11 protein-coding genes are annotated in these 14,189 nt (G+C 70.5%); 5 read left to right on the top strand and 6 right to left on the bottom strand.

Features of this window, described 5'->3' with window-relative positions:
* Window positions 1-38 precede the first annotated feature (38 nt).
* Window positions 39-1,037 carry a DUF1517 domain-containing protein gene (locus DEIMA_RS11835; protein WP_052303310.1) on the top strand — a complete coding sequence of 333 codons (999 nt, stop codon included), beginning with the start codon at window positions 39-41 and terminating at the stop codon, window positions 1,035-1,037.
* Window positions 1,038-1,103: 66 nt separating this feature from the next.
* Here DEIMA_RS11835 and DEIMA_RS11840 read toward each other — a convergent pair whose 3' ends face one another.
* Complete coding sequence (locus tag DEIMA_RS11840; RefSeq protein ID WP_013557500.1) at window positions 1,104-2,030, bottom strand: DUF808 domain-containing protein; 927 nt, start codon at window positions 2,028-2,030, stop codon at window positions 1,104-1,106.
* A 152-nt stretch (window positions 2,031-2,182) separates the two neighbouring features.
* Here DEIMA_RS11840 and recG point away from each other — a divergent pair, with 152 nt between their 5' ends.
* Both recG and DEIMA_RS11850 read left to right on the top strand, forming a co-directional pair.
* Window positions 2,183-4,522 carry an ATP-dependent DNA helicase RecG gene (gene recG, locus DEIMA_RS11845; protein ID WP_013557501.1) on the top strand — a complete coding sequence of 780 codons (2,340 nt, stop codon included), beginning with the start codon at window positions 2,183-2,185 and terminating at the stop codon, window positions 4,520-4,522.
* A gap of 266 nt (window positions 4,523-4,788) precedes the next feature.
* Window positions 4,789-5,649 carry an SDR family oxidoreductase gene (locus tag DEIMA_RS11850; protein ID WP_013557502.1) on the top strand — a complete coding sequence of 287 codons (861 nt, stop codon included), beginning with the start codon at window positions 4,789-4,791 and terminating at the stop codon, window positions 5,647-5,649.
* Between the two features lie 329 nt (window positions 5,650-5,978).
* Here the strand turns inward: DEIMA_RS11850 and DEIMA_RS11855 are convergent, their stop codons facing one another.
* The gene (locus tag DEIMA_RS11855; RefSeq protein ID WP_013557503.1) at window positions 5,979-6,404 is read right to left on the bottom strand and encodes a hypothetical protein; all 426 of its coding nucleotides are present in this window, start codon (window positions 6,402-6,404) and stop codon (window positions 5,979-5,981) included.
* A 92-nt stretch (window positions 6,405-6,496) separates the two neighbouring features.
* Window positions 6,497-9,625 carry a DEAD/DEAH box helicase gene (locus DEIMA_RS11860; RefSeq protein ID WP_013557504.1) on the bottom strand — a complete coding sequence of 1,043 codons (3,129 nt, stop codon included), beginning with the start codon at window positions 9,623-9,625 and terminating at the stop codon, window positions 6,497-6,499.
* A 114-nt stretch (window positions 9,626-9,739) separates the two neighbouring features.
* Here DEIMA_RS11860 and rpe point away from each other — a divergent pair, with 114 nt between their 5' ends.
* Both rpe and DEIMA_RS11870 read left to right on the top strand, forming a co-directional pair.
* The gene (rpe, locus tag DEIMA_RS11865) at window positions 9,740-10,411 is read left to right on the top strand and encodes a ribulose-phosphate 3-epimerase (protein ID WP_013557505.1); all 672 of its coding nucleotides are present in this window, start codon (window positions 9,740-9,742) and stop codon (window positions 10,409-10,411) included.
* Window positions 10,408-11,154 carry a 2-phosphosulfolactate phosphatase gene (locus tag DEIMA_RS11870; protein WP_013557506.1) on the top strand — a complete coding sequence of 249 codons (747 nt, stop codon included), beginning with the start codon at window positions 10,408-10,410 and terminating at the stop codon, window positions 11,152-11,154. Before rpe ends, DEIMA_RS11870 begins: the two co-directional genes overlap by 4 nt.
* Window positions 11,155-11,157: 3 nt before the next feature.
* Here DEIMA_RS11870 and DEIMA_RS11875 read toward each other — a convergent pair whose 3' ends face one another.
* The 3 genes from DEIMA_RS11875 to proB form a co-directional block, all read right to left on the bottom strand.
* Complete coding sequence (locus DEIMA_RS11875; RefSeq protein ID WP_013557507.1) at window positions 11,158-11,544, bottom strand: hypothetical protein; 387 nt, start codon at window positions 11,542-11,544, stop codon at window positions 11,158-11,160.
* Between the two features lie 130 nt (window positions 11,545-11,674).
* The gene (locus tag DEIMA_RS11880; protein ID WP_013557508.1) at window positions 11,675-12,952 is read right to left on the bottom strand and encodes a glutamate-5-semialdehyde dehydrogenase; all 1,278 of its coding nucleotides are present in this window, start codon (window positions 12,950-12,952) and stop codon (window positions 11,675-11,677) included.
* 72 nt (window positions 12,953-13,024) lie between these two features.
* On the bottom strand, window positions 13,025-14,128 hold the full coding sequence (gene proB, locus DEIMA_RS11885) for a glutamate 5-kinase (RefSeq protein WP_013557509.1): 1,104 nt from the start codon (window positions 14,126-14,128) through the stop codon (window positions 13,025-13,027).
* Between the last annotated feature and the right edge of the window lie 61 nt (window positions 14,129-14,189).

Genomic DNA, 14,189 nt, shown 5'->3' on the forward strand with positions numbered 1-14,189 from the left:
GCGCACACGCGCCGCGCGAGGTGCGTAGCATGCAACGTATGCGCCGTACCCTGCTGACCCTCCTGAAAGTCCTGATGGCGCTCACCCTGGTGGGCGCCACGCTTGACGCCAGCGCCGCGCGGAAACGCTCCGGCGGCGGCTTCGGTGGGTCGTCCCGCTCATCGAGCCGCAGCAGTTCCACCCCCAGCCGCAGCGCGCCGTCTTCCTCGCGGCCCTCCACGCTTGAGCGGTCCGCGCCGCGCACCTCCACACCGCGCGTCACGGCGCCGACGTACGTCACCCCTACGTACGTCACGCCGTCCACCCGCCCGAACGTGGTCGTCACGTCCGGCCCGGTCGTGGCCACCGGCGGGTACGGCGTCGCCAGCAGCGGCGGGACCGTCCGGACGCTGCTGCTGGTGCTGCTCCTGATCATCGTGGTGGTCGTCATCGTGGTGCTCGTGCGGCGCCGCGCGGGCCGTGCTGGCAGCGTAGACGCCGCGCACGCCCTGCTGGTGCAGGTGCTCCTCGCCGACAACGACGACGTAAAGCGGGCGCTGCAGCGCGTCGCGAGCGACGGCGACCCGGACGCGCCCGGCGGGCTGGCGAGCATGCTGCGCGAGGCGGTGCTGGTGCTGCTGCGGCACGAGCAGGACTGGGTGTTCGGCGACGTCCGCCACCTGACGGGCGACCGCACGCGCGCCGAACAGCAGGTCAGCTTGTGGGCCACGCAGGCCCGCGCCGCGTTCGAGGTGCAGACCACCGCCAACTACCAGGACGGCAATGAGCACACCGGGCTGCGCCGCGCGCAGCTGGACGACGCGGCACTCGGCGGGCAGCCCGTGGCTGTCACCATCGCGGCGGCGGTGCTGGGGGCCAGCACCGCCACGCCGGGCCCGGCGAACCACGCGGCCGTCCGCACGGCCCTCATGGGCCTCGCGGCGCTGCCCGCCGACCTGCTGGCGTCCACCGAGGTGGTGTGGAGCCCAGACACCCCGGGCGAATTCATCACGCAGGATGAGGCAATCCTGAAGTACCCGAGCCTCACACGCCTGTAACCCCGGCGGGGCGCCGCGCAGCAGGAAGGCCGGGGTTTGCCCCGGCCTTCCTGCTGCGTGCAGGGTTCAGTGGCGCCGCAGGTGCAGCGCACCGACGATGAGTCCGCCCACCAGCAGGCCCACGAGGCCGGACCCGAGCGTCTCGACCAGCCACGTCACCACGCCGGACGCGAACGGCACCGCGTGCCCGGCGGCGTGCGACGCGTCGTGCAGGGTGTGCGCGGGGGCACTCACGCCGAACTTATCGAGGCCGTCGATCAGGATGTGCCCGCCCACCCACAGCATGGCGATGGTGCCAATGACGGACAGCGCGGCCATCACGACGGGCATGGTGCGCACGAGGCCCCGCCCGAACGCGCGGGCCGCGCCGGAGCGGGTGCCGGCGAGCTTGAGGCCGAAATCGTCCATTTTCACGATCAGGCCGACCACGCCGTACACCAGCAGCGTGATCATGACGGCGACGAGCGCCAGGATCAGCGCGCGCGACAGGAACGGCTCGCCGCTCACTTCCGCGAGGGCGATGGCCATGATTTCCGCGGACAGGATGAAGTCGGTGCGGACGGCGCCCGTGACCATCTGCTCCTCGTGGTCGGCGCTGCCGAGTTTCGTGTTCTGCTCGCCAGCCTTGTCGTGGTGGCCGGTGAAAGCCTCGAGGAGTTTCTCGGCGCCCTCGAAGGACAGGTACGCGCCGCCGAGCATCAGCAGGGGCGTGATGGCCCACGGCAGGAACTGGCTGAGCAGCAGCGCGGCGGGCAGGATGAACACGAGCTTGTTGCGCAGGGACCCTTTGGCGATGCGCCAGATGATGGGGAGTTCGCGGTCGGGCGTGAAGCCGGTGACGTAGCGGGGGGTGACGGCGGTGTCGTCCACGACGACGCCGATGGCTTTGACGCCGGCTTTGCTGGCGGCGGCGCCGATGTCGTCGAGCGAGGCGGCGGCGAGGCGGGCGATGGCCGCGACGTCGTCGAGCAGGGCGACGAGGCCGCCGCTCATGCGGGACTCCGGGGGTTCGGGGAGGCAGTCATCAGGAATTCAGCGTAGCAGGCGCGGTTTGCGCGTCGCTGAGCGGGCCTTCATGCTTGCGCGGCGGGGTTGGTGAGCCAGGACGTTCCGTTATGGGCGTAATCTGGTAGCCTGAGCGTTCGATGGCGACGGTCGAGGAACTCCGCGAGAAACTCAGGAAACCACTGGAACTGGAGCTGGCCGGCGGCTGCCAGAACCGGGCAGTGGCCGGCGGCATGGATCGCCTGCTCATGAACCTCGCGCGGCCCTTCCCGAAAGTCCGCGAGGTGCTGCGCGACTACGCCGCGCTGGACGAAACCGGACGCGCCGACAAGCTGCGCGAGGCGCTCGCGCTGCTGCAACCCGAACCGGTCACGGCCGCCCCGGCACGGCGCGCCCCCGCACGCGTCGCGCCGCCCGCGCCCAGCGCGGACACGCAGGTGCCGCCGGACGCCCCGGTGGACCGGGTGAACTTCGGCCCGCAGGGCCCCAAGAAGCTGCGCGGCCTGGGCCTGCACACCCTACGGGACCTGCTGCACGCGTACCCGCGCCGCCACGAGGACCGCCGCGCCCTGCCGAACCTCGTAGACGTCGAGGACGGCCAGAAGGTCACGGTGTCCGGCGTGGTGGTCAGCAAGAACCGCCGCACGCCCAAACCGAAAATGCTGATTCTGGAGGTGACGCTCGAAGACCCGTACGGGCAGCGCGTGAAGTGCACGTGGTTCAACCAGCCGTGGGCGGAGAAGCAGCTGTCGGTCGGTTCGCGCCTGATCGTCACGGGCCGCGCGAAGCGCTTCGGGCGCAGCGTGCAGATCGGCGCGGAGTACTTCGAGCGGGAGGACGACGCGGAAGGCAGCCTGTCCACGGCGCGCATCGTCGGCGTGTACGAGGCGCAGGAAGGCGTCAGCCAGGACTTCCTGCGCAAGGCGGCGCACACGGCCCTCACGAGCGTGCCGCTCGACGACTACCTGCCGGGCGCGTGGCGTCGCCAGTACGGCCTCACGGACCTTGCGGACGCCCTGTGGGGCATGCACTTCCCCACCGACGAGGACCACCTGACGCGCGCGCGCGAACGCCTGCGCTTCGACGAGTACCTGTTCTTGGAGCTGCGGCTGCTGCTGCAGGGCGAGGACGGCGTGCTGCTCGGCAAGCGTTTCCTCGCGGACGGGCGGGACATCGAGCGGTTCGAGGGCTCGCTGCCGTTCCAGTTCACGGGCGCGCAGCGACGCGTGCTGCACGAGGTCGCGGACGACATGCGCAGCGAGAAGCAGATGGCGCGCCTCGTGCAGGGTGACGTGGGCAGCGGCAAGACGGCGGTGGCGGCGTGCGCGCTGTACCTCGCGGTGCGCGACGGCTACCAGGGCGCCCTGATGGCCCCCACGGAAATCCTCGCGCGGCAGCACTTCAAGAACCTCGCCGGGTACTTGGAGCCGCTCGGCGTGCGCGTGGGCCTGCTGATCGGCGCGATGACGCCGAAGCAGAAAGCGGAGATGCAGGCCACCATCGCCAACGGCCTGATTGACGTGGTGGTCGGCACGCAGGCGCTCATTCAGGAGAGCGTCCGCTGGGCGAACCTGGGCCTCGCGGTCATCGACGAGGAGCACCGCTTCGGGGTGCTGCAGCGGCGCAAGCTGCTCGCGGACCGCCCGGACGTGCTCGTGATGAGCGCCACGCCCATTCCGCGTTCGCTCGCGCTCACGGCGTACGGGGACCTGGAGCTCAGCGTGATCGACGAGCTGCCGCCAGGCCGCACACCCATCGAGACGAAACTCATTCAGGACACGCACCGCCGTCAGGCGTACGGATTCGTGATGCGGCAGATCCGCGAGGGCCGTCAGGCGTACGTGGTGACCAGCCTGATCGAGGAAAACGAGAACCTGGAACTGCTCGCCGCGACGCAACTCGCGGACGACCTGAAAGTCATCCTGCCGGACGCGCGCATCGACCTGCTGCACGGCAAAATGAGCGCCGCCGAGAAGGACGAGGTGATGGACCGCTTCCGCCGCCGCGAGTTCGACGTGCTGGTGAGCACCACGGTAATCGAGGTGGGCGTGGACGTCCCGAACGCGACCGTTATGGTGATCGAGAACGCTGAGCGGTTCGGGCTGTCGCAGCTGCACCAGCTGCGTGGGCGCGTGGGGCGCGGCAGTGCACAGAGCTACTGCGTGCTGATCGCCGGAGAGCACTCGCAGAAGACCCGCAAGCGGCTGAAGATCATTGAAGGCAGTACGGACGGCTTCGTGATCGCCGAGGCGGACCTGAAGCTGCGCGGGCCCGGCGAGATTCGTGGGACGCGCCAGTCGGGCCTGCCGGACCTGCAGCTCGGTGACATCGTGAATGACGTGGACGTCATCGAGGATGCGCGCGCGCTCGCGAAGCACATCCTCGCGCACGACCCGAAGCTGGAGCACCCGCGCCTCACGTATCTGCGGCAGGAGTTGCAGGCGCGCAGCGCGCACGTGGCAATCCGCGAGGTCATCTGATCGTGCGCCCCATAGGGGTGCGCGGGCGTACATCTTGGACGCAGTCTGTTCCCCGCCCAGGAAGTTGTCTGAACCGTTTCATTCGTGCAGGTGGGTTTCTAAATGTTTCGAGCCGCGCATGTGACACACGTGTGACACTCCAACCGTTACCGTAGAGGTACGCGCACAACTTAAGGCGGGCCGGGTGAAGTCCGCCGCGCAGGGGGCCGCAACCACGCCGGGCGCGCGCCCCCTTTCCCATGCCGCCACCCGGGTATCCTGAACGCATGACCACTCCGGACCCCTCCCTGCACGGCCAGGTCGCGCTGGTGACAGGCGCCACGAACGGCATCGGCAAAGTGATCGCGCGGGACCTCGCCGCGCGCGGCGCGCGCGTGTACATCGTCGGCCGTGACGCCGACAAGACCGCCCGCGTCGCCCGCGACCTCCAGCAGGCCACTGGCGGCGACGTCCGCACCATCCTCGGCGACCTGAGCGTGCAGGCGGACGTCCGCCGCGTCGCCCGCGAGTACCGCGCCGCCGAACCCCGCCTGCACATCCTCGTGAACAACGCCGGCGCCTTCTACCGCGCGCGCCAGGAAACCCGCGACGGCATCGAGATGACCTTCGCCCTCAACCACCTCGCGTACTTCCTGCTCACGCAGGAACTCCTGCCGGTCCTGACCGCCACGCCGGGCGCGCGCATCGTGAACACCAGCAGCATGGCGCACACCATGACGCGCCTGCGCTGGCACGACCCGGAATTCAAGCTCGGGTACCGCGGGTGGAGCGCGTACGCGCAGAGCAAACTGGCGAACGTGCTGTTCACCCGCGAACTCGCGCGGCGCCTGCGCGGCACGGACGTGACCGTGAACGCCTTCCACCCGGGACTCGTCCGCAGCGGCTTCGCGCACAACAACCAGGGCCTCACGAGCGCCCTGTGGGGGCTACTGCGGCCGTTCTCAGTCACGGAAGAGCAGGGCGCGCGGACCGCCGTGTACCTGGCGACGAGCGCGGACGTGGCGGGCCTGAGCGGCCTGTACTTCACGAACGAGCACGTGGCGCCCGTGAGTGCCGAGGCTCTCGATGATGCTGCCGCCGAACGCCTGTGGCGCCTGAGCGAAACGTACGTGCAGCCAGTCCACTGAGCGGGGCACGGCGGGCCCGATGCGGACCTCTTGCGGACCTCCGAGCAGGCTCCCGAAGGCCTTGCCCCTGCCGGACGCCCAGGTGGGCTCACCCGGGCACACGCGCGCCCACGCTCACGTACTGCACGTCGGTGAGTATGGGCGCGGCGCCGTGTGGTGGGCTCCTCCGGGACTGACTCGGAGCCCCGGGGCTGTGCTGCTGGCGTTCAGCGGCGAACCCTGCCAGGCCCATGATGGCCCTGACGCTCACAATGGCCAGGGGCGCTTCCACCGGCTTGAGGGAGGCGGCTGCCCGGCGGCAGCGTCTGCCTGCGCCGGCACCCAGGCGTTCAGTTCAGGACACCGTCGTTCTCCGGGAGGCCGTACAGGTCCGCGCCGTCCGCGATGATGGCGCGCGCGAGGTCCAGCAGTTCCGTCTCGCCTGGGCGGGTCAGGAGGAACGTGCCGCGCTGCCCGTACTCGCCGATGTACGACGGGCCGTCGCGCCGGACGCGGACGAGCACCTCGTACAGCCCGAGTTTCAGCCACGCGGCGTGCGTGCCGCCGACCGGGACGGGCCGCACGCGCGCGAACGGGTCGGGCGCGGCGTTGAGGGTGACGTTGTTCAGGGGCTTGCCGGGGCCGTTGGCGTGGCGGGCGGCGTGGTACAGGGCGTTCAGGAACGCCTCGCAGGTTTCCTGGTCGGCGGCGCGGGCGTTGCGCGTCTTCTGGATGGCTTGTTGCAGGGCTGCGTAATCCGCGTTGGACGCCGGCATGGTCGTGTTCCAGTGTGCCGCATGCAGCGCGCGCGGAACAGGAGCAAACCAACACAAACGCGCCCGGTGGGGCGCGCGTGAGCGTCCGTCACTCAGCCGAAGTAGCTGAGGAGTTCCATGAGGGTGCGGGCGTACTCGTCGGGTTTGAGGTTGCGTTTGTCGAGGCGCACGGCGGGCGGGTAGGTGGTGACTTCGGTGCGGTGCGGGAATTTGCGCAGGCCGGGCGCGTCGTAGTCGAGCGCCTGGTACGTGAAGGTGACCTGCAGGTGCGTCATGCTGTCGCCGATGCTGAGCACGCGGCGCGCGAGGGCGGTCATGCGGAGTTTGGCGAGGTCGATGAAGTTCTGGATTTCCGGGGTGGGCGGCCCGAACTGCTTACGCAGGTCCCGTTCGATGCGCGTGACGGCCTGCAGGGTGCGGGCGTCGCTGAGGCGGCCGTACGTGGCGATGCGGGCTTCCTCGTCGTTGCCGAAGTACTCGGGTGTGAGGCGCGCGTTGACGGGCAGGTCGACGCTGACGGTGGGGGCTTCCTTGAGGGGTTCGCCTTTGAGTTTCGCGACGGCTTCGGCGAGCAGTTCGGTGTACACCTCGATGCTGACGGCCTGCACCTGCCCGTGCTGCTCTTCGCCGAGGATGTTGCCGACGCCGCGGATTTCCATGTCCTTTTCGGCGAGTTTGTGGCCGGTGCCGAGGTCCTGGAGGTCCGCGATGGCCCACAGGCGACGGCTGGCGTTTTCGGTGAGGCGCGGCGGGTAGAACAGGTACGCGTACGCGTCCACGCTGCGTCTGCCGACGCGGCCGCGCAACTGGTAGAGCTGCGCGAGGCCGAGGCGGTCACTGCGTTCGATCAGGATGGTGTTCGCTTCGGGAATGTCGAGGCCGGTTTCGACGATGGTGGTGGCGAGCAGCACGTCGAACGCGCCTTCCTCGAAGCCGAGCATGATCTCTTCGAGTTCCTCTTCGTTCATCTGGCCGTGGGCAACGCCGACGCGCGCTTCGGGCACGAGGGTGCGGAGGTACAGGCTGCGCGCGCCGATGCTGGCAACGCGGTCGTGGATGTAGAAGACTTTGCCGTTACGGTCGATTTCCGAGACGATGGCGTTGCGGACCGTCATGGGGTCGAACGGCGCGAGGACCGTCTGGATGGGTTTGCGGCCTTTGGGGGGCGTCTGGATGCTGCTCATGTCGCGCAGCCCGACCATGCTCATGTACAGCGTGCGCGGGATGGGCGTGGCGGACAGGCTGAGGACGTCCACGGCGACGGCGTCTTCCGGGAGGGCGCGTTTGCCTTTTTTGGGCGCGCCGTTCTTGTCGAGTTCCGGGAGGTTCTGGAGGGCTTTGAGCTTCTCCTTCTGGTTCACGCCGAAGCGGTGCTCCTCGTCGACGATGATCAACCCGAGGTTCTTGAACTGGATGTCGTCGCTGAGCAGGCGGTGCGTGCCGATGATGACGTCCACTTTGCCCTGCGCGAGGTCCGCGAGGATGGCGTTCGCCTGCCGGGTGCTGGTGAAGCGGCTGATGCCTTCGACGCGCACGGGCAGGTTCTTGAAGCGCTCGACGAAGGTGCTGGTGTGCTGCTCGGCGAGCAGCGTGGTGGGCACGAGAATGGCCACCTGCTTGCCGTGTCCGACGACGCGGTGCGCGGCGCGCAGCGCGACCTCGGTCTTGCCGAAGCCGACGTCCCCGGCGATCAGGCGGTCCATGGGGTGGTCCGCTTCGAGGTCACGGTAGGTTTCCTTGAGGGCGGTGACCTGGTCGGCGGTGAGTTCGAACGGGAAGTTCTCCTCGATCTGCTGGTCCCACTCTGGCATGGGCGTGAAGGCGTACCCGGGCGTGACCTGCCGCGCGGCGTACTGCACGAGGAGTTTCGCGGCGACCTTCTCGGCGTTCTTGCGGGCCTTCTCGCGCGCTTTGGCCCAGTCCTTCTTGTCGAGGCTGCTGAGGTTCGGCGGGTCGTCGGTGGTGCCCGGGTGGCGGCGCAGCACGGGCAGCAGTTCGATGGGCAGGTACAGTTTCGCGCCGCTGCGGTACTCGAGGTGCAGGTAGTCGCGGGCGACGCCGAGGACCGTGCGGCTCTCCAGGCCGAGGAACTGTCCGATGCCGTGCTCCGGGTGGATCAGGTAGTCGCCGACGTGCAGGCCAAGCGCGTCCGTGACGGGCTTCCCGTGGAGTTTCTTGCTGCGCAGGGCGCTGCCGCCCTGGAAGCCGTAGATGAGGTCCTCGGTGATGACGACGACGCGCTCCTGCTCCAGCACGAAGCCGCCTTCGCCGCGGGCGCGCAGGAAGCCGATGTCGCCGGGGTTCACGCGGGGGACGCTCAGCCAGTGGACGGTGTTCGTGTCGAGGAGTTTGTCGGCGAGGTATGACGCGGTGCGGTCGTGCCGGACGAGCACGAGGATGCGGTAGCCGGCGTCGCGCCACTGGCGGACGTCCTCGGCGAACTCGCCCAGGCGCGCGCGGTAGAAGCTGAGGGGCTTCAGGTCCGACGGGAAGTCCGTGAGCGTGAGGGGGCTGCGGCCGAAGCTGGTGACCTCGCGGCCTTCCAGTTTCGACCAGAGTTCGCTCACGAGCGGGCCGAGCGCGGTCGGGAAGAACTCGGGGCTGTCGAGGAAGACGCGGCCGCCCAGCAGCAGGTCGAGGCGCGTGGCCGTCCAGGCTTCGTCGCTCAGGTACCCTTCGGCGGGCGCGAGCGTGAACGTTTCGATCTTCTCGGTGGCGCCGCCGTCCAGCACGCGGCGCAGCGCGTCGAGTTCGTCGCCGAAGAATTCCGCACGGACCGGGCGTTCCTCGCCTTCCGGGCGCAGTTCGAGGGTGTCGCCGCGCAGCACGTAGCCGCTGCCGTCGTCCTGCGCGTCGAGGCGCGTGTACCCGAGGCGCTCCAGCTTGCTGAGCAGCGCCTCGCGGGGGTAGTGACCGCCCACGCGCAGCGCGAGGGCGTGGTCCTCGGGGTTGGCGGGGAACAGGTCGAGGGCGGTGTTCACGTCGAGGATGACGTGGTCGCGGCGCGCGCCCCAGTCGCGCAGGCCCGGGTTGACGCTCACGGGCGCGCCGAGGGCGCCGGCGTCACGGTAGGTGTCCAGGCGGTCCGCGGTGGTCAGCAGCACCGCCGGGCCGTCGTGCGCGGCGAACAGGGCGGCGCGCGCCACTTGCGGCAGCAGCAGGACGTTGCCGGCAGGAGCGGACGGCAGGAGTTTCGGCAGGGACGGGACCTTCAGCGACACCGTCAGATTGTAAAGCAGCCGCCTCCTCTGCTGGCCGTTTCCCCAAGGTTCCCCCTGACGCGCCGACGTTCTGTTTCTGGCTGAGTCGGCGTCCCCCCTTCCCCCCCTGGTAGAATGTGCGGCGTGTCCCGTTCTCCTCGCCTGGCGCCCAGCATTCTGTCCTGCGACTTCTCCCGGCTCGGCGACGAGCTGCGCGCCATCCAGCAGGGCGGCGCCGACCTCGTCCACGTCGACGTGATGGACGGCCTGTTCGTGCCGAACATCAGTTTCGGCCTGCCCATCCTCGCTGCGGCGCGCCGCGCCACCGACCAGTACCTCGACGTGCACCTCATGATCGAGCAGCCCGAGCGGTACATCGACGCGTTCGTGCAGGCCGGCGCGGACGGCCTGACCGTGCACGTGGAGGCCACCAGGCACCTGCACCGCGTCGTCCAGCAGATCCGCGCGCACGGCCGCGACGCGGGCGTCACCCTGAACCCGGGGACGCCGCTCGAAACGCTGCGGCCGGTCCTCGCGGACGTGCAGCGCGTGCTGATCATGAGCGTCAACCCTGGCTTCGGCGGGCAGGCGTTCATTCCGAGCGCCCTGGACCGCATCCGCGCCGTGCGCGCGTGGCTGGACGACGTGAACCCCGACGCACACCTGGAGGTGGACGGCGGCGTCGGCCCTGCGAACATCCGCGCGCTCATGGACGCCGGCGCGAACGAGTTCGTGGCGGGGTCGAGCGTGTTCGGCGCGGACGGTCCTGCCGAGGGCCTGCGAAGGCTGCGCGAGGCCACGCAATGAAGCTGCGCGTGGACCTCCTGCCGCACGGCGCGTACAGCGACACCGTCCTGATCGTGGACGTGCTGCGCGCCACCACCACGGCGATTACGTACCTGGAGCGCGGCGCGGACGCGCTGCTGCTCACCGCCAGCCCCGAGCGGGCGCTCGCGCTGCGCGGCACGACGGGCGAGGACGGCACGGACGTCCGCGACGACCGGTACCTGCTGGGCGGGGAGCGCGGCGGGCTCGCCATTCCAGGCTTTGATTTCGGGAACAGCCCGGTGGAGGCGAACAGCCAGAACTTCACGGGCCGCACGGTCGTCATGAACACCACCAACGGCACGGGCGCGGCGCACGTTGCGGGCACGAGCGGCAAGCATGTGCTCCTCGCGAGCCTGCGCAACGCGCACGCCGCCGCGCGCCGCGCGAAGGCGCTTGCGGTCGAGGAGGTCGCCATCGTGTGTGCCGGCACGGACGGCCGCGTCGGCATGGACGATGTGTACGCCGCCGGCGTGCTCGCGGAGTACCTGATGGCCATGGGCGAATTCACGGTGGATGACGGCGCGCGCATCGCCCTGACAGTGCGCCGCACGGTCGGGAACCCGCTGGAGGCACTGTCGAGCAGCGCGCACGGCATCGCCCTGGACCGCCTCGGCCTCGGCGAGGACGTCCGCTACGCCGCGCAGGTGAGCGAGAGCACCACCGTCCCGGTCCTCGCGGACACGCAGGACATTGAGGGTGCGCTGCGCTTCGTGGCCGGGTAACGCTCAGCGGGCCGTCTGGACCGTGCGGGTCCACCACGTGCGCACCCACGTGCGGAACGCGTCGTACTTCCCGCCGAGCGCCGCGCGGACCTTGCGGTCCTCCTCGGTGCGGAACGCCATGAGCTGCGCGCGGAACGCTGTGGCTTCCGCGCGGGAGCGCGCGCCGCTGAGGCGCAGCGCGAGTTTGCGTTCGCTGCTGGCGAGGCGGCGCAGTTCGCTGTCCTGAGCGTCCGTGAGGCGCAACTGCCGGTTCAGGTCCGCCGCGTCGCGCAGGTGGGCGCTGGTGCCGTACAGGCGCTCCAGCACGCCGGAACGCATCCAGGGGTCATTGGCCGCGGCGGTGGCGGAGCAGGCGAGGGTGCACGCGAGGATGAGGAGGTGGCGGGGCATGCGCGCAGCATAGCGGGCGTGCTCGGGGGCGCACCTGAACGCCCACTGACGCGGCCTTTAGAGGTGCGCGCGTCCGCCGCAGAATCCAGGCAGGCGCGCGGGCCGTTCGGGTCCTTCCCGGCAGGGGCGTTCAGGCGCGGGTCTGGCCGTCGCCGCGCACCACCCATTTGTTCGTGGTGAGTTCCGCCAGGGCCATCGGGCCGCGCGCGTGCAGCTTCTGGGTGCTGATGGCGACCTCCGCGCCGAGGCCGAGCTGCGCGCCGTCGTTGAAGCGGGGGCTGGCGTTCACCATCACGGCGGCGCTGTCGACGTCCTGCACGAAGCGCCGCGCCTGCGCGTCGTCCCGCGTGAGGATCACGTCGGTGTGCCCGCCGTGCGCGGCAATGAAGTCGAGGGCTTCGTCGAGGTCGCGGACGACCTTCACGCTGACTTTCAGGGCGAGGAATTCCGTGCCGTAGTCGCCGGGTGTGGCCGCCCCGACGGTCAGGCCGTCCAGGGCGGCGCGGGCGGCGGCGTCCGCGACGACGTCCACGCCGTGCGCCTGCAGGTCCCGCACGATGCCGGGCAGCGCGCCGAGCGCGCCTTGGTGGATGAGGAGCGTGTCGAGGGCGTTGCAGGCGCTGGGCTTCTGGACCTTCGCGTTGCGGATGAGGCGCACGGCGGCGTCCGCGTCGTCCGGCGCGCGCGTGAAGGACGCGTCGAGGTAGAGGTGCACGACGCCGACGCCGCCGACGATGACGGGCACGGTGGCGTTCTCCACGCAGTAGCGGTGCAGGCCGGCGCCGCCGCGCGGGATGATGGCGTCCACGAGGTCGTCGAGACGCAGCAGTTCGCGCATGCGTTCGCGGTCCGGGTCGAGGATGACCTGCACGGCGTCTGCCGGGAGGCCCGTGCGTTCGAGGGCCGCGCCGATGGCGTCCACGAGCGCGGCGTTGCTGCGCGCCGTTTCCTTCCCGCCGCGCAGGATTACGGCGTTGCCGCTCTTGAGGGCGAGCGTGGCGACGTCCACGGTGACGTTCGGACGGGCTTCGTAGATCACGCCGAGCACCCCGAGGGGGACGCGCACGCGCGTGACGTGCAGTCCGTTGTCGAGGGTGCGGTCGTCGAAGGTCTCCCCCACCGGGTCGGGCAGGCCCGCGACGTTCTCGACGTCGCGGGTGATGCCGTCAAGCCGTTCGGCGTTCAGGGTGAGGCGGTCGATGAGGTGCTCCGGCAGGCCCGCCGTGCGCGCCGCCTCGACGTCGTCCGCGTTCGCGCGGAGGATGTCCTGCGCGCGGGCGCGCAGTTCGCGGGCGATGTCGTGCAGCGCGGCGTTCTTCTCGGCGGTGCCGAGGCTGCGGAGCGTGCGGGCGGCGGCGCGGGCGCGCACGCCCATCGCGCGGACTGTCGGGGTGTGCTCCACCGTCATCCCCGCAGCGTACCAGAGTGCCCTGGGCGCGCGCCGCGCCTGTCTGCACGCGCGCTGGGCGGCACGCGTGCCTTAGAGCAGAATCAGGTCGTCACGGTGAATCAGCTCCGGGCCGTACTCGTACCCGAGCACGGCGGCAATGTCGCCGGAGTGGCGGCCCTGCACGCGGCGCAGGTCGTCGGCGCGGTAGCGCGTGAGGCCACGCGCGATTTCGTGGCCGTCCGGGCCGTACACGCGCACCGTCTGGCCGCGTTCGAAGTCGCCCTGCACGTCCACGACGCCCACGGGGAGGAGGCTGCTGCCCCGCTCGCGCACCGCAGTGGCGGCGCCCGCGTCGAGGGTGATGCGGCTGGCGGACGCAACCTCCGCGAGAATCCAGCGTTTGCGGGCCTCCAGGGGCGCGCCGTGCGCGTGGAAGCGAGTGCCGATCGGCTCGCCGTGCGCGACGCGCAGCAGGGCGTCGCGTTCGTCGCCGCTGGCGATGACGACGGGCGTGCCGGCGCGCGTGGCGATTTCCGCCGCCTGAATTTTGGTGTGCATGCCACCGGTCCCGCGGTGAGTGCCGGCGCCGCCGGCGAGCGCCCAGATGCCCGCGTCCACGCGGGGCACCTCGGGAATCAGGGTCGCTTCGGGGTGGCTGCGCGGGTCGGCGGTGTACAGGCCGGGCGCGTCCGTGAGGATCAGCAGCAGGTCCGCCTCGACGAGGTTCGCGACGAAGGCGCTGAGGGTGTCGTTGTCGCCGACCTTGATCTGCTCGACGGCGACGGTGTCGTTCTCGTTGATGACGGGCAGGATGCCGCGTTCCAGGCAGCCGTGCAGGGTGGTGCGGGCGTTGAGGTAGCGGGCGCGGGCGCGGAAGTCGTCGGCGGTGAGGAGCACCTGCGCGACGTTCAGGCCGTACAGGTCCGCGAGGGTGGCGTAGGTGTGCATCAGGCGGCCCTGGCCGACGGCGGCGAGCAGCTGCTTTTCGGCGAGGGTGCGGGTGCGCGGGGGGAACCCGAGCGCTTCCCAGCCGGCCAGGACGGCGCCGCTGCTGACCAGGACGACCTGGGTGCCTTCAGCGTGGAGCGCGGCAATCTGGCGCGTGAGGTCCACGAGGCGGGGGCGGTGCAGGCGGTCCGTGCCGGCGGTGAGGACGCTGGTTCCGAGTTTCAGGACGACGCGGCGAGCGGACATGCCTCAAGGGTAGCGCCCCCGGGCGCGGCGGCTCGGGGGCGTCTGGACACACAGGGCGGCG

Source organism: Deinococcus maricopensis DSM 21211 (assembly GCF_000186385.1).
GTDB lineage: Bacteria > Deinococcota > Deinococci > Deinococcales > Deinococcaceae > Deinococcus_B > Deinococcus_B maricopensis.